Genomic DNA, 17,410 nt, shown 5'->3' with positions numbered 1-17,410 from the left:
TAGAATATAATTTAAGTCATTCCCAGAGGGTAAGGAGGTTGTTTTTTTGAAAAGAAATGTTACTTTCACCATCCTGGGCCTCTTGATTACCTTTGCTTTAATATTGACAGGCTGTGCTCAGGATAAAGGCAAAAAAGAGGAAACAAGTAAGGTAATCAAGTATGTGCTCGGTGCAGATCCGGAGACCCTGGATCCGGCCGCAATGACCGGTGCCCCGGAGGGTACCATCGCCAACGCCGCTTTTGAAGGTTTAACGCGCTACGACAAGGACGGGAAAATAACTCAAGGTATTGCGCAAAAGTGGGAAATTTCCCCTGATGGTAAAACTTACACTTTCTACTTAAGGGATGCCAAATGGTCCGACGGCAGCCCGGTTACGGCGGGCGACTTTAAGTACGCCTGGCTGAGAGCCCTGGCGCCGGAAACAGCTTCCCAGTACGCCTACCAGCTGTTTTATATCAAGGGAGCTGAAGAGTACAACAGCGGTAAGGGTAAGGCCGAAGATGTAGGTATAACCGTGGTGGACGATAAGACGTTGAAGGTGGAACTGTCCCAGCCTGCTCCCCAATTCCTGGGGCTTACCGCCTTCCAAACCCTTTATCCTTTGAACAAGAAAGCAGTTGAAGCTAACCCGCAGTTCAAGGTTGAAGGGGATAAGAAAATCGTCGGCAACGGTCCTTTTGTGATCGAAAGCTATACTCCCAAACAGAAGCTGGTGTTTAAGAAAAACCCCAACTACTGGGATGCTGCCAGTGTAAAGCTTGACGGCCTGGAGTTTTATCTGATTGACGACGACAAGACGGCTTTAACCATGGTTGAGAACGGCGAAGCTGATCTTGTGGTCGGCAATGTTCCAGTGGAAGATATCCCGCGGTTGAAGCAGCAGGGCAAGCTTAAAGTCTATCCCAATCTGGCTACTTACTTCTACCGCTTTAACGTTACCAAGAAGCCCTTTGACGACCCGCGGGTAAGGAAAGCCCTGGCTATGGCCATCGATAGAAAGGCGATTGTAGAAACCATTACCCAGGCGGAGCAAAAACCTGCTTTTGCCTTTACTCCTTACGGGATTGTAGATGCCGACGGCAAGGATTTCCGGGAGAACGGCGGCAACGACTATTTCAAGGAAGATGTAGAGGAAGCCAAGAAGCTGCTGGCAGAAGCCGGCTATCCTGACGGCAAAGGGTTCCCCAAAGTCAGCATCCTGTATAATACCAGCGAAAATCACAAGAAAATTGCCGAAGCCATCCAGCAGATGTGGAAGAAAAATCTGGGTATAGAAGTCAACCTGGTAAATCAAGAGTGGCAGGTTTACCTGACCATGATGGAGAAGCTCCAGTATGACGTCCTCCGTTCAGGGTGGATTGCCGATTATGCTGACCCCATGACCTTCATGGATATGTTTGTCACCGGCGGTGGTAACAACCTGACCGGGTGGAGCAATAAGGAATATGATGAATTGATCAAGAAGGCCAATTCCTCCGGCGACCAGGCCGTACGCATGCAGGCCATGCATGAGGCGGAAAAGATCCTCATGGACGAAATGCCTATTATGCCCATCTATTTCTATACTGAACCAACGGTGATTAGTGATCGGGTACAAGATGTAATTATCCCGTCCTTCGGCGTATACGCCGAATTTAAGTGGGCCAGTGTGAAATAAGTCTAAGGCGTTAGAAGAGGTATATGCCGTTGGCATATACCTCTTTACCTATTTGATAAGGCCTAGTAAAACGTGCCAGTAAGTTGAGGTGGAGCAATGGGACATTTTATAATACGCCGGTTGGTATCAAGTATCTTGGCGTTACTACTGATAATTACTTTTACTTTTATCTTAGTCCACATGGTGCCAGGAGGGCCCTTTGCCAGCGAGAAGCAACTTCCTGATTCGGTGATGCGCAACCTGGAAGAGAAGTTCCACCTGAATGACCCCTTATGGCTGCAGTACGTCAAGTATCTGGGACAGGTGGTAAAAGGGGATTTAGGTCCTTCTTACAAATATGAAAACCGGACAGTAAACGAATTCATCAGGCATGGCTTCCCTGTTTCGGCCACGCTGGGTGCCCTGGCGGTTGCCATTGCCCTGGTGGTGGGCATTACTCTGGGGATTATCGCTGCTTTAAGGCAAAACAGGTGGCAGGACTACCTGGCTATGGTTATAGCCACCATCGGTTTTTCGGCACCCAGCTTCATCGTAGCTTCCCTCTTGATGTTCTTATTTGCCTACAAGATAAAAATTTTCCCGACGGCCATGTGGGGTACACCTGCCCACGCGGTGCTGCCTTCTTTGGCCCTGGCGACCCTGCCTACGGCTTTTATATCCCGGCTCATCCGGGCCAACATGATCGAGGTGCTGCAGCAGGACTACATTAAAACAGCCCGTTCCAAGGGACTTTCCGAAAGGGTTATTATTTACAAGCACGCACTGAAAAACGCCATCCTGCCGGTGGTAACCTACCTGGGACCCCTCATCGCCTCCATTTTCACCGGGAGCTTTGTGATTGAAAAAATCTTTGCCATTCCGGGGATCGGCCGGGATTTTGTCATAGCCATCACCAACCGGGATTACGGCTTAATCCTTGGGCTTACCATTTTTTATGCCGTGTTCTTGATGGCCATGAACTTGATTGTGGATTTATCCTATTCATTGATTGACCCCAGGATAAAGCTAACGCGGGGGGAAGGTTAAGTATGGAGTTGACCAGGGAATTGCTGCAGCCTCTGGATAAGAGCGGTACAGAGGCTGAAGCCGTAGGGAAACCCCGTACTACTTACTGGCAGGACGTGCGCAGGAATTTTCGCCAGAACAAGCTGGCCATGTTTGGACTTGTGGTGATCATCGTTCTTCTGGCTATGGCCATTACCGGTCCTTACCTTTCGGGCCACACCTATGACGAACAGAACTACCAGATGGCAAATAAACCGCCCAGTAGCGAGTACTGGTTCGGCACTGATGCCCTGGGACGGGACCTGTTTACCAGAGTATGGTACGGCGCCAGGATTTCTCTGGCTGTTGGGGTCTTAACGGCCTGCATGGTATTTCTGATCGGGGTTTTATATGGCGGGATCTCCGGTTATTTCGGCGGCAAAGTAGATGAAGTAATGATGCGCGTTGTAGAGATTTTGAGCAGCATCCCGTTCCTGCTATGGGTCATTTTGCTCATGGTTGTCATGGAACCGGGTTTAAAAACCATCTTTATCGCCCTGGGTGCCGTTTACTGGCTGAACATGGCCAGGCTGGTACGAGGTCAGGTTCTTTCCCTTAAAGAGCAGGAATATGTTCTGGCGGCCAGGGTGTTGGGTGCGAGCCCCTTTAGAATTTTAATCCGGCACATTATTCCCAATACCATGGGGCCTATTATCGTGGCCATGACTTTAATGATCCCGGAGGCAATTTTTACCGAAGCCTGGCTTAGTTTTTTAGGTTTAGGGGTTTCAGCGCCCATGGCCAGCTGGGGGAGTCTCGCCAGTGATGGAGTTGGAGCAATAAGCGCTTATCCCTGGCAGTTGTTTTTCCCGGCAATTTTCATTTGTTTAACCATGCTGGCCTTTAACTTTGTCGGGGACGGGCTCAGGGATGCCCTGGACCCGCGAGCCAGGAGGTAGGGGGTAGCGGCATGGCAGAACTATTGCATCTCAATGATTTAAGAGTGCATTTTAAGACCTTTGCCGGGGAAGTACAGGCAGTCAGGGGCGTTACTTTTAGTGTCCAAAAAGGTCAGGTAGTAGCTATAGTAGGCGAGTCGGGGTGCGGCAAATCGGTTACCGCTCATACCATTATGAAGCTCATTCCCACGCCACCCGGCAAAATTATCAGTGGCAGCATCTTTTTTGACGGTGAAGACCTGGCGCCTAAAACAAATGAAGAAATGGCCAAGATCCGGGGTAAAGAAATAGGGATGATTTTTCAGGACCCCATGACTTCCTTAAATCCCACGTTGACGATCGGCAACCAGCTCGGCGAGGTGCTCAAAGTCCACCAGGGGCTTACCGGCGAGGCGGTACGACTAAGAATGGTGGAGCTCTTAAAAATGGTTGGTATTAATCAGCCTGAACGCCGCTTGAAGCAATACCCCCACGAGTTCTCAGGCGGGATGCGCCAGAGGGTTTTAATCGCCATGGCCATAGCCTGCAATCCCAAGCTTTTAATTGCGGACGAGCCTACCACTGCCCTGGACGTGACTATTCAGGCCCAGATTATGGAATTGCTAAAAGATCTGCAGCACCAGCTGCAGATGTCCGTAGTCCTGATTACCCATGATCTTGGCGTGGTGGCCGGTTTTAGCGAAAGGGTTGTGGTCATGTACGCGGGCAAAGTAGTTGAAGAAGGTACCACGGAAGAAGTGTTTTATAATGCTCGCCATCCCTACACATGGGGATTGATCAAGTCGGTGCCGCGTTTGAACCAGGACCGTTCCGAACCACTGGCACCAATTCCGGGGCGTCCGCCTGATTTGATCAATCCTCCACCGGGTTGTGCCTTCTGGCCACGTTGCGGGCAAGCCATGAAAATTTGTACCCTCCATGAACCACCGGAAGTGGTTTTCAGTGATGGGCACAGGGTTAGCTGCTGGCTGGAAGCGGAAGAAGTGAAAAAAATGAGCGTAAAGGTGGCTGGGGTGTGAGTAAGGTCATCATTGTGGCCAAAAACGTGTCTAAATACTTTCGTGTAGGGCCGCAGCAGGTATTAAAAGCTGTGGATGGGGTTAGCTTTAGCATCCACCGTGGGGAAACGCTGGGTTTAGTAGGCGAGTCCGGATGCGGCAAGACAACTCTGGGCCGAGTCCTGGCCGGGCTCTACGAGCCGACCTCAGGAAGTATTGAATATAACGGCAGCGATATGGCCAGACTCTCAAGGGAAGAAAAACAGCAGCTGCGCCGGAAAGTCCAGATGATTTTCCAGGACCCCTATGCGTCTTTAAACCCGCGCATGACAATCGGGGAGATTATTGCCGAGCCCCTTGATATCCATCGCCTGGCACACGGGGAAAAAAGGCACCGGCGGGTTGTTGAACTCCTGGAACTGGTGGGTTTGAATGAGGAACACACAAACCGCTTTCCCCACGAGCTTTCCGGAGGCCAGCGCCAGAGAATCGGCATAGCCAGGGCTCTAGCAGTGGAACCGGAATTTATCGTTCTTGATGAACCCACCTCTGCCCTGGATGTTTCCATCCGGGCACAGGTAATTAATTTATTAGAAAACTTACGGTTAAAATTCGGCCTGACATATTTATTTATCGCCCATGATTTGTCCATGGTGAAATACCTGAGCGACCGCGTGGCCGTGATGTACCTGGGCCGGATAGTGGAACTTACCGGGAATAAAGAGCTTTACGACAACCCCCTGCACCCGTATACCAGGGCCCTGTTGTCTGCGGTACCCATCGCCGATCCCGGGGTGGAAAAACAGCGGCAGCGAATTATCTTAATTGGGGACGTTCCCAGCCCTATCAATCCCCCGGAGGGGTGCGGTTTTGCTTCCCGGTGCCCGCTGGCCGGTGAAAAGTGCCACCGGGAAACCCCTGCGCTCCAGGAGAAATCGCCAGGTCACTGGGTGGCTTGTTTTAAACCGGAAGAAAAGGAAACGCTTTAAAACTTATGTAAGGTTGGACGGCATTGCGTGCGGTGTTCCACCGGAAGCGGGCTGTATATCCGATGTGTGAGGGGAGGGGGCTAGCCGCCCCCTCTTAATCATGCAGGGTTGGATTAGCGGTTATCATATGGGCCACCGGTATTATGTTGTCCCGAAGTTTTCCCTGTGATAAGGCTAAAAACCACGGTACTGATCACGGCCATTACCACGGCAGCATATGTCTCCGTAAAGGTGGGATGCACAGGGTAATGGCCAAATTTGGCCTTATAAAAAACCCAGAAGAAGCCTACCACGGCGGTGACAACCATCGCATAAACGGCTCCTTGGGGCGAGGTTTTGCGCCAGTAGATGGCAAAAAGGAGGATGACAAAAAGGGAACCGCGGATGGTATAGGCAAAATAAACCATATCCAGGATGCGGGTGCTGCCGTACATCAAGATGGCCAGGAGCAGGCAGGCGAGCCCGGCAGCACCGGTGCTTATCCGGGAAACCAGTAATAATTGTTTTTCACCGGCCTCCGGGTACCACAGGCGCTGGTAGAGGTCTTTGGTAAACATCGTCCCGGCAGCCAGGATAATCGGCGCAACAGTCGAGAGGATAGCTGCCATTATAGAGGCCAGGACAATGCCGCCGACTGCCGGGTGTAAGTGCATCATCAGGGTGGGTAAGGCCAGCTTGGCGTTGGCCAGCTCCGGGAAACGCACTTTGGCAGCCATGCCCAGCAGGGCGGTAAGAATACCGAAGGGTGCGACGATAAAGGCCGTAATAAAAGCTCCTTTTTGTGCAACCCGGACGTCCTTTGCCGCCAGGATTGGTTGGATACCGGCCTGGGCAGTACAAGCTCCCAAAATAGAAGCAATGATCCAGGAGGAGATGTTAGACCAGCCGATGCCGGTCCAGCTAAAGTAAGGCTGGGCGGGCAGGTGACTTTTCAGGGAGGACAGCCCCCCGATATCGGCCAGGACAAAGACTACGGCCAGGACGGCGCCGCCGTACATGGCGATCAGGTGCATTAGATTGGTATAACCAATGGCCGTCATGCCTCCCGCAAGGGTGTAGACGATAAAACCGATTCCCAGGATGACAACAGCTGTCTCGTAACTGAGGCCCAGGACCGAGACGCCCAGGGTGCCGGCGGCGATGACCTGGGCGGTACCGACGGCGATCATGACGAAGATAAGTAAAACGCTGGCCACGACGCGGGCATTAACACCGAGGAATTTTTCCACGATTCCAGGTACGGTTACGGTATCCAGGCTGCGGTATAACTTGGCAAAGAATAATGCCAGGATAATGACGCCGATGCCGTTGGCTATGGTATACCACGCCCCGGAAAGGCCGGCAATAAAGCCGTATTCCGAGATGCCGGTAGTCGAAGTGCCGCCCAGCCACTCGCCGACCCCGACGACGACCACCATCAGGACACCCAGGCCGGCCCCGTGGAAGGAACTGGCGCTGCTGGTTTTTTTCCTGGCAAAAAGACCGACGGCGATGGTGAGGGCAAAATAGGCCAGGATAATCAATAACTGTAAGGACATTGGATCGTTGTCCTCCTGTAATAGTGTATAAATATTTGATTTCGTATCAGTTCTTTTAATTAACAGGCCGTTTACCGGATTTAAGAGTACCGGGAGGCGTCTTCAAGCCTCCCGGTTTAAGGACTGTGATAAATTTAATCCACCGGTACTTCTATATCAAGCAAGGGGGCGTACTGCTGGCAGCCGAAGATATCGGATTCCCCCGGGCTGCCGCTGGGGCGCTGGCGATAGATGGTAAACTTTATGGCATAAGCAGGGTCGAATTCAACGAAGTCGGCAATTCTTTCCCGGCTAATACCATAAAGCTTGCAGATAGTTTCCGGGGTCAGGACGCCGCTTTTTTTGACCAGCTCGTAGTTTTCCTTTTCCCGGAAAATAATGTCAAAGGTAATTTTATCTGTACCGGCATTTTTACTGCGGATGGTTTTGGCCAGGTTGATCAGTTTTACGGTAGCCATTAAAATTTACCTCCTTACTTTCCTGCTTCCATCAGGTAGGTGGGGAACAGTTCTAAGGGGTCATCCAGGGCAATTGTGTGGTTCATGGTCCACATGTAGGCTGGTGACGCCGGTAGCACTTCGTCGACGACAAAGGCAACGCCGCCGGCCGTTCCTTTAACCTCAGGCAGGCGGGCGTAGAACATCTGCCGGGTACCGATCATGGCGATTTCTTCGGCCATGGCTTTGGTGGGGGCAATGCCTTCAACAACTACGCAGAGTTCATGGGAGCGGATCTCTTTAACCGGTTCCAGGTCGCCCATTACTCCGTTCCTGCCAAAAACATGGTAGTGGAGCTCATAACCTGTATCGCCGAAACGTTCCCGGGCCTGGGCCCTCGCCCACTCGATAACCTTGTCGATGTTCTGGATAGTGTAAGGATCACGGATGCCGGCAATACCGATGTAGCGCTCGCCTGCCTTGCCGGAACCCTCCAGTTTCACCCGCCATTCGTCCGAGGGAATAAATTTCGGCCCGATAATACGGCAGGTCTTTTCATCATATTGCTCATAACGGCAGTTGCTCATATCCAGCATGCCGCCCAGGACATACTCGTAGTAGGGGTTGGATCTTTCGTACATGGCGTGGCCGGCTACCGAAGCCACGGTGCAGCGCTGCTCCGGGTGCATGGCCGTAACCAGGACTTCCTTTTCGGTAATGGTGCCGATAACCGTCTCCTTGCCACCGTAAGGCTCGGCGCAGAAGGATGCACACTCCAGGACCTTGCCCAGGTAGTAGGCCAGGTCCGCCGGAAAACCGGCGCGGATGGCCGGGGCGGCAAAAATAACACAGTCGCTGGAGCGGCCGCCGATAATGACGTCGGCGCCCATATCCAGAAGTTTAATATAGGGGTGTACACCGGCCACGGCGACGATGCGGTCGGTTTTCTCCAGTTCTGCCCTGGTGAGGTCGGGGCGGCCGTCAAGGCCTTTGATGACCTCGCCTTTATCCATTTTCCGGGCCAGGTAGTCCTTGCTTACTTCGGAGTAGAAGTAACCGATTTTAAATTTAGGCAGGTTGTGTTTCTCGGCCAGCTCCTTAATAATGTTGACGTAGAGGTCGACACGGCTGTTGGTACCCGTGTCGCCGGCGGAACCGATGATCATGGGTACACCCAGTTTACGGGCGGCCAGCAGCATATGTTCCAGGTCGTGTTTCTGCCATTCCAGGGGGCTGGTAGAGGTGTCTGAGCCTAAAGGCCCGGGACCGATGTCATCGCTGCCGGAGTCCGCCAGGATGAAATCAGGTTTGGTTGCAACTCCCCGGTAAAAACTCCCTGTCTTGATGGGGGCAAATCCTAGGTGACCGTTGGGGCACAGGAAGCGCAGCGGTTTCCTTTCCATAAATACTCCCTCCAAGATGTTATCACGTGTTATAACGTGTTAATTTTTCTATTCGACATAGGTGCCTTTTTTCCTTCTGGTTAAAATAAAAAATTAAATTTTCTAGAGGAGGGGCTTGAAAGATCCATTTGTAAAATAATTGTTATATTGATCTTAACGCTAGATTGTGCTAGTCTTGTTATGACAACGAAGTTACAAGCTTTGGAGGTTCTGGCTGTGCCGCAAAATTTACCGTTAGAATCTGGAGACTGGCAAATATCACCGGAAAAATCCAAACCCCTTTATCAACAACTAAAAGATGTACTGGCGGGTCAAATTAAAAACGGCATCCTCAAGGCGGATGAGCGCCTGCCTTCGGAAAAGGAACTCTGCGCCATGTATAATGTCAGCCGGATCACGGTGCGCCAGGCCCTGGCGGAACTGACAAGGGAAGGGCTAATTTATCGCAGCCATGGTAAAGGTACTTTTGTTGCCAAGCCCCGCATCCAACAGGAACTGGTAAGGGTGACCCCTTTTGAAGAAACCCTGCGCAGCAAAGGATTGGAACCTTCCACTAAATACCTAGGCGCCAGCTTTGTACCGGCCGATTACCACCTGGCTACTGTGCTGGCAATTCCCATTTCAACTACTGTAATGCGGCTGGAACTCCTGGGCCTGGGAAATAATGAACCTATGGTCTATTATCTTTCCTACTTCGCCGGTGAGCTGGGGCAAAAATTATGCGATCTGGCCCGCGAGCTTTCCCAACAAAGGGTTGCTTTTTCTACTTTTGATTTGTACGAAAAAGCAGGGATACCTGCGCCTGCCATGCTGACCCAGTCCTTTGAGGCCATCGCCGCCAGGAAGGAACAGGCCGGGATATTAGGCGTTAAACAGGGGGAACCCCTGCTTTTAGTAACTTCTCTGGTTTATACGGCCGCAGGCCGTCCGGTGGAATACAAGCAGGCCGCCTACCGGGGTGATAAATACAGCTTTTATATAACCCGGCCGGTCAACCAGGAAAAAAGGTTATAACGGGTATTGACAATCGGAATCATGATGGTATAATAGCGTTGTCAACAAAAAAACGGGTAATGAAGCCTGATTTTGGCGAAGAAGCCCCTGAGTGTGCCATAAGCACCCCGGGGGCTTTTGTTTGCCCTTTAATAAAAAAATAAGAATTACCGGTATGGCATGCAGGAAAAATAAAATTAACAGCGAATAGATCATAACAAGATATAACATAAAAGAGGGGAGGGTATAACAAAGTGATGGCAAGAGCATTGGTTAAGGAAGGATATGGAAAAAAGCAGAAAAATGTAGTACTGGTCTAATTTTCAGGAAGGTATTATGTTAAAAACGTCAAATAACTTTTAAGGAGGTTATTCGGGTTGGGCGGCCAATACATTGGTCCATTTCCCCTGGAAGTATTTTATTTAATCGAGCTTTTGCTAGTTATATTTTTATTGTTTGTTGTCTTTAAAAGGCCTGTATATGAAGCCATGGCCTTCGGTTTTCTTTTTTCAATAGTGATGACCGGCAAATATGATGTCTTCTGGAAAGCCCTGGCTTATCCGGCAACCAGCAGTTTATTTTATGCTATCTTCGGCTTTTTGGCCCTGGCGCACCTTTTTGATATAACCAGGGTAATTGAGCAGGTTATTAATTTTATTATTGCTACTGTAGGTCGATTTCGCGGTGGGGCGGGTTATGTTTCCCTGTTCGCCAGCACGTTTATGGCAGCCCTGTCGGGTAGCGGTCCTGGCAATGTGGCTGCTACCGGTGTATTCACTATACCTGCCATGAAACGAACCGGTTTTCCGCCGGCCCTGGCTGCAACGACGGAAATGTCCTGTAGCTCGTTAGGAAACGTTATCCCGCCTGCCGGCAGCATTCTCCTGGCTTTCGGTGTACTCGACGCTGTCTTTAAAGGGGCACTCAGTTCTTCAACTTTTATTATCGGCTCATATGCTGTGGGGTTGTGGTTTGTTGTCCAGCGTTGGCTAACCCTTCTCGGGCTTTGCTACTATTATAAAGTTTCTCCCGTCCCGCCAGAGGAAAGGCCGGCAGCCGGGGAAGCCCTGCGCCAGGGTTGGAAGGCACTCGTCATTCCCGTGTTAATCTTTTTGCCTCTTTTTGTTGATTCCCAGATGGGTGACCTGTTGAAATTGCGCCTGGGAGCAGACGGCGCCAAAGCTTTTTCCAGCTCGGTTTTAATGTTTACTCCCGGCCTTGCGGCAGCCTACGCTCTTATTGTTGGCTGGAAATCCATGGAGGGCGGGGCGAGCCTTACCAATCTCTACGAGCGGTTTAAGGATAGCCTGGAGAAGGTAGTGCCCGTAGCTATTACCATTTACCTGGCCTATGCCACCGCCCAGGTGTTTGCCGCCACAGAGATGAAGGAAGTAGTACAAAACTGGCTGGTAGGTATGGGTCTAAGCCGCTATACCTTTGCCGTTGTTATTCCCTTGTTATTTATGTTCCTGGGCATGGCCCTTCCTGGCAGTTCGCAGATTGCCATTCTGGGCGGGGCGGTTATCGGCGCTTATGCTGCCCTGGGTGGCAACCCGGTAGTCCTGGCCCTCTTACTCCCGGCCATGACCGGGGCCATGGAGGGCATGACCCCGCCCCTTGCCCTGTGTATGTATACCGCTATGGGTATCGCCGGTTCCGGCTTCTGGGAAACGACTAAGCTAACACTTGTATGGATATTGTTCCATTTAATCTTAAGCATGATCCTGTTAGCCGGCCTGTTACCTTTGTTTGTAGTTTGAGTAAAGTGAAGGAGGCCAAACATGAGCTCGCTAAGACAGTTCTTGCGCGGAGCCTTTAGCATTGTAGCCCTGGTAACCTTGCTCCTTGGAGCGGTGGCTTTTCTTCTTTTCCTGGCCGGTTTTATCCTTGGGGGACCCACTGCTACCCAACTGGCCGTCACCGCCGGGGGCATTATGAAATGGGGCATAAAACTCGCTACAGTAGCCGTGGCTATTGGTATTGTAGATATTTACATTTCGCGTGATCATAAACTTACCCTGGTTAGTGAAGAAAAAGAAATAGATAAAAAGGAGAAAAATGTTTAAGGGAAGCTTTTATTAGTTAAATAAGATTTGCGGCTACCATTGTACCAGGCGAATAGATAATTGTTCGCCTGGTTTTTTATTCTGGACCAGCCCCGTGCTTTTATATAAAAAGTTCAATATCATGGGGGCTATAATAATGGCTATGAATTTAATGAATCCGGAGGAATTTTTACCTAAGCCTGGCTTCAACAATAAATAGTAGAGCAGAAGAATGGGGAATATGGTACAATACCTGCAGGGGATGATTACGTATGGCTATTTTGTTTAAAAAAAGATTGATGATTATATTCTTCCTGGCGTTTTGCCTGACGCTAATGGTTGAATTTCCTGCCGGGGCTTCTGCAACCGGCCAGGAGGTGTACTGGCTACGGGTGGAAGGGGCTATCGTGCCGGTGGTGGCGGATTACGTAGGGGAGGGGATCCGGGCGGCCGAAGAGGCTGGAGCCAGTTGTGTTCTCCTGGAAATAAACACTCCCGGAGGCCTGTACGGTACTACCCAGGAGATAGTAGAATGCATTATGAATTCCCGGGTGCCGGTTATAGTCTATGTTTCACCGGCGGGGGCGTGGGCCGGTTCGGCCGGGACCTTCATTACCTTTTCTGCCCATGTGGCGGCCATGGCTCCGGGCAGCAGGATAGGGGCTGCCCATCCGGTTTCCGTTGGTGGGGAGGGAGAAATGACCGATGTGCAGAAGGAAAAGATAACCCAGGATGCGGCGGCCTGGGTGCGGAGCATTGCCCAGATGCGGGGTCGTGATCCTTCCCAGGCGGAAATGGCAGTACTGGAGAGCAAGTCTTTTAGTGACGGCGAGGCATTAAAGGCCAACCTGATTGACCTGGTGGCTGCCAGCAGGGAACAGCTATTTAAACAGCTTCACGGGCGGACGGTTACGTTAATAGACGGGAAGGAGGTGGAGCTACAGCTAGATGGTGCCCCGCTTAAACCCCTGGTTATGAGCCCGGTTCAACGCCTGCTTTTTAAAATCAGTGAGCCCAATATCGCCTATATCCTGCTTACAGTTGGCGGCCTTGGCTTAATCATGGAATTATATCAACCGGGTGCCATTTTTCCGGGAGTGGCCGGCGGGATAAGCCTGTTGCTGGGGCTATATGCCCTGGGTAGCCTTGATGCCCAATTCGGCGGGGTGCTGCTGATCCTGCTTGGTTTAGGGCTACTGGCTGCAGAAGCTTTTGTAGTAAGCCACGGATTGCTGGCCGGGGGAGGTATGGTTTCTTTTATCCTGGGGTCCCTCATGCTTTTTAGCGGCGGGCCACCTGCCCTGCGGGTCAGCATCAGCCTGGTGGCAGTGACGGCTGCCAGTATGGCGGCCTTTATTGCCTTCCTCCTGGGAGCCGTGATTAAAGCCCAACGGCGTCGTGCAGTTACAGGTCAGGAAAGCCTTGTGGGTACTACTGGTAAAGCCCTAACTGACATCAAGCCAGAAGGGATAATTTTGGCAGAAGGTGAGAGGTGGAAGGCGGAAAGCCCAGAACCTATAGAAGCAGGCCAAAAGGTGGTTATAATAGAGGTGGAGGGACTAAAAGTTAAAGTGAAAAAGGAATTATAAGACAAATAGAAAGGATGAATAAGGATATGGAAAATTTTATTTCCCTCATTGCCCTGCTCATAATCATAATCAGCATAGTTTCTTCTTCCATCCGGATAGTACAGGAATACGAAAGGGGAGTTATTTTTCGCCTGGGCCGCTATGTCGGCGTGAGAGGACCCGGTCTCTTCTTTTTAATACCCATCATTGAACGCATGCAGAAAGTGGATTTGCGGACTGTGACCATGGACGTACCGGCCCAGGAGGCCATAACCAAGGATAACGTTACCGTAAAGGTAAATGCAGTGGTGTATTTCCGGGTTATTGAGCCGGCTAACGCCGTGATCAAAGTCCTGGACCATGTCCGCGCTACTTCCCAGCTGGCCCAGACCACCCTCCGGAGCGTCCTGGGCCAGTCAGATCTGGACGAGCTCCTGGCCCACCGGGAGCAGATAAACCAGCGCCTGCAGCAGATCATTGATGAGGGCACGGAGCCATGGGGAGTTAAGGTGAGCCTTGTAGAAATACGCGATGTAGAGTTACCCCAGAGTATGCAGCGGGCTATGGCCGCCCAGGCTGAGGCGGAAAGGGAACGGAGGGCTAAGATTATCCACGCCGACGGGGAGTTCCAGGCCGCTGAAAAGCTGGCTGAGGCGGCACGGATCATTTCTACCCAGCCGGCTTCTTTACAGCTGCGGTATTTGCAAACCCTGACGGAGATTGCCTCCGACAAGAGTAACATCTTGGTGTTCCCAGTACCCATGGACTTGTTTAAGACTATTTCGGAGCGTTTGAACGGCAAATAGGCTGTCTAAATAAAAATCACAGCAGCTTAGTAAAGATACAAGACGGGAGCCAGGGTCAACTGGCCAGCCGGTGTAGCCGGCTCTTTTTTTTATACGGCAACCCAACAACAATAATAATCAAACTTAATATCCCCAGCATCGCTCCGGTTGCCAGGGCTGCCGGAGCACCCCAGTGGTGGGCGATACTGCCGCTGAACAAGCTGCCGATGGGGGTCACGCCGCCGAAGACCAGGGCGTATACGCTCATCACCCGGCCGCGCAAATTGTCCGGTGAGTTGAGCTGCAAGGTTGTGTTCACCGATGCGGTAAAAGTAATCATTGACCAGCCGGTGAATACCAGGAGCAAAAAAGCCAGGGGATAAGAGCGCGTGAAAGCCAGGAAGAGTTGGAAGAGACAAAGGCCCGTGGCTCCGCCGAGAAGGAGCCGTCGTTGGGGTCCATTCTTACTTAAGACTGCCAGCATCATGGCACCTGCGAAGGCGCCGATGCCTGAAGCGGACATGAGCAGGCCGTAGCCTTCAGCCTGCTGGCCCAGGGTGTTCCGGGCCAGGACCGGGATCAGGACGTTAAAGTTCATAACTAAAATGCTTAGGGAAGCCATGAGGGTGATAGCCTGCAGAATAACCGGGGTCCGGCGGATGTAGGCCAATCCTTCGCCAATCTTTTCCAGAATTCGCGTTTCCACCTGCTGGCTCTTGCTTTCTCCAGGTACCCGGATCAACAGCAGCCCGCTGATAACGGCCACATAGCTGGCTGCATTGAGGAGAAAGCTGGCCGCCATTCCCAGCCGGCCAATGACCAGGCCGGCCAGGGCAGGGCCGATAATCCGGGCGGCGTTAAAGATGGATGAATTAAGGGCAATGGCATTCATCAAATCGTCCCTGCCTACCATTTCAACGACGAAGGCCTGGCGGGCAGGCATGTCAAAGGAGTTGACGACGCCCAGGAGGCATGCCAGGATCAGCACATGCCAGTAACGCACCAGACCGGTCAAGGTTAAGATACCAAGGGTAAAGGCCAGCAGCATCAGACTGCTCTGGGTTATGATTAAAAGACGCCTTTTAGGCACCCTGTCGGCTACCACGCCGGCTACCAGGGCGAGGACCAGTAAGGGGATAAACTGGATGGCATTAACCAGCCCCAGTAAAAAAGGCGAATTCGTCAACTGCAGTACCAGCCATCCCTGGGCCATATTCTGCATCCAGGTGCCCATGAGGGAGATTAGCTGGCCGCACCAGAAGAGCCGGAAATTGCGGTGCTTTAAGGCCGCCAGGGCCTGAAAGCGGCCTGCTTCCATAGCCTATGTTTCCCACCTTGTTTAAAAGCTAATATTTCCCCGTTACCCCGCATTAACGGTTTTCCTGGGATCTTAGAGGGGGTACAGGTATCTTAGGTTAGTCAGGAGCAAATGCAAAAAAACGTTTAATTGTTCCAAGTCTAAATTATCCTGGTTCGCCAGGGCTTTTTCTAAAACCGAGGCGCGGTAGTGTAATATTTCAGCCAGGAATTCTTCGCCTGCGGGAGTCAGGGCCAGGAATACCAAGCGCCGGTCATTATCGTCCCGCCAGCGCCGGACCAGTTTTTCCTCTACCAGGCCGTCAACAAGGCCTGTGAGGGTAGCCGGGGCCAGGAAGAGCCGCCGCTGGAGTTCACCCATAGTTATGGGTTTATCCGCCGCCAGGCTGCTTAAGACCCAGAAGCGGGCCATGGTTAAACCCCGGCCGTTCAAATAAGCGCGGGTATAATGGTTCATTAAATGGCTGATCTGGCGCAGCAGCAATTCCAGTTCCCGGGTTTCCTTCGCCAATTCAACCATAATTTAGCCCCCCAAATATTTCGGTCTCCAAAAATATTACTACCGTTCAAGGACCATGTCAATTATTTGCAAAATCTCTCCTTTTTCCATTGCGTCACGTTTATATATCCAAGGATCCAGAAGTCAAAAAAATGTACACCGATATACGACAATTTGTATAGCTAATAAGAATTTTATAAGACCTGGCAGGAAAAATAAAATTCATGGCGAATTAAAACCACATAAGAACTATCACAAATAGTTACAACATAAAATGTGAATAGAAGCGCTTTAATTGAAGAAAAGCATTAGGCAGGGGCTTGTTGGGAGCCTGTTTTTTTGGAAGCAATTGTGAAGCAATTCACCATCAGGGGGTTCAGACCCGGTGAAACTCAGGGAAGTGCAAGCCATCCTTAAAGCCGAGGTCTTTACCGGGGCCGATAAACTGGACATAGAAGTTGAGGCCGGTTTTGGTTCCGACCTGATGAGCGACGTCCTGGCCTTTGCGTGCGGCCGGGTACTCCTGCTGACAGGTTTGACCAATACCCATGTTATCCATACGGCAGCCATGATCGACGCCGTGGCCATCGTCTTCGTCCGGGGAAAGAGGCCGGACAAAACCCTCATCCAGGCTGCTGCAGGTATGGGCCTGCCTCTCCTGGGTACCAGGTTGTTGATGTATGACAGCTGCGGCCGCCTCTTCCAGGCAGGGCTAAAAGGTTGTTCCAGGGAGGCGGGTGATGACCAGGTCGCCTCCGGCCTGGCAGACAATAAAACCCGGCCGGAGTGGTTACCTTGAAGGATAATATACCGTCCCTGGAAATGGCTTTTCCCGTGCGGGCACGGGATTTTCTGGCGGGGGGGGACGGGGCGGCGCGCATCCGCCGGGTCCTGCAGCAGGTAGGTTTTCCGCCGGCGATTATTAGGCGGGTAGCTATAGCCGCCTACGAGGCGGAAATGAATATAGTTATCCATTCGGAGGGCGGAGAACTTAAAGCGCAGATAACACCGGAGGTAATCACCATTACCGCCCGTGATACCGGCCCGGGTATACCTGACATCGAGCTGGCCATGCAGGAAGGCTATTCTACCGCCCCGCGGGAGATCCAGGAGATGGGTTTCGGTGCCGGTATGGGACTTCCCAATATCCGCCGCTGTGCCGACGAACTGGAAATAAAGTCGGCACCGGGACAGGGTACTACCGTTAACATAATTATTTACAATCGCTGAAGGCG

The 17,410-nt window shown here is 51.6% G+C and carries 17 protein-coding genes; 12 read left to right on the top strand and 5 right to left on the bottom strand.

Features of this window, described 5'->3' with window-relative positions; all coding sequences use genetic code 11:
• Window positions 1–46: 46 nt before the first annotated feature.
• The 5 genes from NWF31_RS08160 to NWF31_RS08140 all read left to right on the top strand — a co-directional run bounded on the left by NWF31_RS08160 (window position 47) and on the right by NWF31_RS08140 (window position 5,590).
• Window positions 47–1,660, top strand: a complete 1,614-nt coding sequence (locus tag NWF31_RS08160) for a peptide ABC transporter substrate-binding protein (protein ID WP_258360006.1) — start codon at window positions 47–49, stop codon at window positions 1,658–1,660.
• A 96-nt stretch (window positions 1,661–1,756) separates the two neighbouring features.
• The gene (locus NWF31_RS08155; protein WP_258360005.1) at window positions 1,757–2,686 is read left to right on the top strand and encodes an ABC transporter permease; all 930 of its coding nucleotides are present in this window, start codon (window positions 1,757–1,759) and stop codon (window positions 2,684–2,686) included.
• 2 nt (window positions 2,687–2,688) lie between these two features.
• Window positions 2,689–3,603 carry an ABC transporter permease gene (locus NWF31_RS08150; RefSeq protein ID WP_258360004.1) on the top strand — a complete coding sequence of 305 codons (915 nt, stop codon included), beginning with the start codon at window positions 2,689–2,691 and terminating at the stop codon, window positions 3,601–3,603.
• Window positions 3,604–3,614: 11 nt separating this feature from the next.
• Window positions 3,615–4,622 (top strand): ABC transporter ATP-binding protein, encoded by a 1,008-nt coding sequence (locus NWF31_RS08145; RefSeq protein WP_258360003.1) that lies wholly within the window; start codon window positions 3,615–3,617, stop codon window positions 4,620–4,622.
• Complete coding sequence (locus NWF31_RS08140) at window positions 4,619–5,590, top strand: ABC transporter ATP-binding protein (protein WP_258360002.1); 972 nt, start codon at window positions 4,619–4,621, stop codon at window positions 5,588–5,590. Before NWF31_RS08145 ends, NWF31_RS08140 begins: the two co-directional genes overlap by 4 nt.
• A 113-nt stretch (window positions 5,591–5,703) precedes the next feature.
• Here NWF31_RS08140 and NWF31_RS08135 read toward each other — a convergent pair whose 3' ends face one another.
• The 3 genes from NWF31_RS08135 to NWF31_RS08125 form a co-directional block, all read right to left on the bottom strand.
• Complete coding sequence (locus NWF31_RS08135) at window positions 5,704–7,128, bottom strand: sodium:solute symporter family protein (protein ID WP_258360001.1); 1,425 nt, start codon at window positions 7,126–7,128, stop codon at window positions 5,704–5,706.
• 134 nt (window positions 7,129–7,262) lie between these two features.
• The gene (locus NWF31_RS08130; RefSeq protein ID WP_258360000.1) at window positions 7,263–7,586 is read right to left on the bottom strand and encodes a DUF4387 domain-containing protein; all 324 of its coding nucleotides are present in this window, start codon (window positions 7,584–7,586) and stop codon (window positions 7,263–7,265) included.
• A gap of 14 nt (window positions 7,587–7,600) precedes the next feature.
• A complete protein-coding gene (locus NWF31_RS08125; protein ID WP_258359999.1) occupies window positions 7,601–8,968 on the bottom strand; it encodes a DUF1446 domain-containing protein in 1,368 nt (455 codons plus the stop codon).
• A 216-nt stretch (window positions 8,969–9,184) separates the two neighbouring features.
• Between NWF31_RS08125 and NWF31_RS08120 the strand changes: the two genes are divergently transcribed.
• The 5 genes from NWF31_RS08120 to NWF31_RS08100 all read left to right on the top strand — a co-directional run bounded on the left by NWF31_RS08120 (window position 9,185) and on the right by NWF31_RS08100 (window position 14,380).
• Window positions 9,185–9,982, top strand: a complete 798-nt coding sequence (locus NWF31_RS08120) for a GntR family transcriptional regulator (RefSeq protein ID WP_258359998.1) — start codon at window positions 9,185–9,187, stop codon at window positions 9,980–9,982.
• A 356-nt stretch (window positions 9,983–10,338) separates the two neighbouring features.
• Entirely contained in the window at window positions 10,339–11,721 is a 1,383-nt protein-coding gene (locus tag NWF31_RS08115; protein WP_258359997.1) for a TRAP transporter large permease subunit, read from the top strand.
• A gap of 21 nt (window positions 11,722–11,742) precedes the next feature.
• Window positions 11,743–12,027 (top strand): hypothetical protein, encoded by a 285-nt coding sequence (locus tag NWF31_RS08110; RefSeq protein WP_258359996.1) that lies wholly within the window; start codon window positions 11,743–11,745, stop codon window positions 12,025–12,027.
• Between the two features lie 251 nt (window positions 12,028–12,278).
• Entirely contained in the window at window positions 12,279–13,595 is a 1,317-nt protein-coding gene (locus tag NWF31_RS08105; protein WP_258359995.1) for an NfeD family protein, read from the top strand.
• 26 nt (window positions 13,596–13,621) lie between these two features.
• Complete coding sequence (locus NWF31_RS08100) at window positions 13,622–14,380, top strand: slipin family protein (RefSeq protein ID WP_258359994.1); 759 nt, start codon at window positions 13,622–13,624, stop codon at window positions 14,378–14,380.
• A 55-nt stretch (window positions 14,381–14,435) separates the two neighbouring features.
• On the opposite strand, the gene NWF31_RS08095 is transcribed toward NWF31_RS08100, so the two are convergent.
• Together NWF31_RS08095 and NWF31_RS08090 are read right to left on the bottom strand one after the other, a co-directional pair.
• Window positions 14,436–15,677, bottom strand: a complete 1,242-nt coding sequence (locus NWF31_RS08095) for an MFS transporter (RefSeq protein WP_258359993.1) — start codon at window positions 15,675–15,677, stop codon at window positions 14,436–14,438.
• A 72-nt stretch (window positions 15,678–15,749) separates the two neighbouring features.
• Complete coding sequence (locus tag NWF31_RS08090; protein WP_258359992.1) at window positions 15,750–16,196, bottom strand: MarR family winged helix-turn-helix transcriptional regulator; 447 nt, start codon at window positions 16,194–16,196, stop codon at window positions 15,750–15,752.
• A 364-nt stretch (window positions 16,197–16,560) separates the two neighbouring features.
• Between NWF31_RS08090 and NWF31_RS08085 the strand changes: the two genes are divergently transcribed.
• Entirely contained in the window at window positions 16,561–16,974 is a 414-nt protein-coding gene (locus NWF31_RS08085; RefSeq protein ID WP_258359991.1) for a transcriptional regulator, read from the top strand.
• A gap of 23 nt (window positions 16,975–16,997) precedes the next feature.
• Window positions 16,998–17,405 carry an ATP-binding protein gene (locus NWF31_RS08080; RefSeq protein ID WP_258360047.1) on the top strand — a complete coding sequence of 136 codons (408 nt, stop codon included), beginning with the start codon at window positions 16,998–17,000 and terminating at the stop codon, window positions 17,403–17,405.
• The last annotated feature ends 5 nt before the right edge of the window (window positions 17,406–17,410 follow it).

The sequence above is a fragment of the Neomoorella sulfitireducens genome, assembly GCF_024733845.1.
GTDB classification, from domain to species: Bacteria; Bacillota; DSM-521; order Neomoorellales; family Neomoorellaceae; genus Neomoorella; species Neomoorella sulfitireducens.
This window is presented reverse-complemented; position numbering and strand designations above follow the sequence as displayed.

What these genes read in the sequence shown, in the direction of transcription:
- NWF31_RS08155 (WP_258360005.1), top strand. Translation starts at nt 1,757, where the DNA reads ATGGGACATTTTATAATACGCCGGTTGGTATCAAGTATCTTGGCGTTA.
- NWF31_RS08150 (WP_258360004.1), top strand. Translation starts at nt 2,689, where the DNA reads ATGGAGTTGACCAGGGAATTGCTGCAGCCTCTGGATAAGAGCGGTACA.
- NWF31_RS08145 (WP_258360003.1), top strand. Translation starts at nt 3,615, where the DNA reads ATGGCAGAACTATTGCATCTCAATGATTTAAGAGTGCATTTTAAGACC.
- NWF31_RS08135 (WP_258360001.1), bottom strand. Translation starts at nt 7,128, where the DNA reads ATGTCCTTACAGTTATTGATTATCCTGGCCTATTTTGCCCTCACCATC.
- NWF31_RS08130 (WP_258360000.1), bottom strand. Translation starts at nt 7,586, where the DNA reads ATGGCTACCGTAAAACTGATCAACCTGGCCAAAACCATCCGCAGTAAA.
- NWF31_RS08125 (WP_258359999.1), bottom strand. Translation starts at nt 8,968, where the DNA reads ATGGAAAGGAAACCGCTGCGCTTCCTGTGCCCCAACGGTCACCTAGGA.
- NWF31_RS08110 (WP_258359996.1), top strand. Translation starts at nt 11,743, where the DNA reads ATGAGCTCGCTAAGACAGTTCTTGCGCGGAGCCTTTAGCATTGTAGCC.
- NWF31_RS08105 (WP_258359995.1), top strand. Translation starts at nt 12,279, where the DNA reads ATGGCTATTTTGTTTAAAAAAAGATTGATGATTATATTCTTCCTGGCG.
- NWF31_RS08100 (WP_258359994.1), top strand. Translation starts at nt 13,622, where the DNA reads ATGGAAAATTTTATTTCCCTCATTGCCCTGCTCATAATCATAATCAGC.
- NWF31_RS08095 (WP_258359993.1), bottom strand. Translation starts at nt 15,677, where the DNA reads ATGGAAGCAGGCCGCTTTCAGGCCCTGGCGGCCTTAAAGCACCGCAAT.
- NWF31_RS08090 (WP_258359992.1), bottom strand. Translation starts at nt 16,196, where the DNA reads ATGGTTGAATTGGCGAAGGAAACCCGGGAACTGGAATTGCTGCTGCGC.
- NWF31_RS08080 (WP_258360047.1), top strand. Translation starts at nt 16,998, where the DNA reads ATGGCTTTTCCCGTGCGGGCACGGGATTTTCTGGCGGGGGGGGACGGG.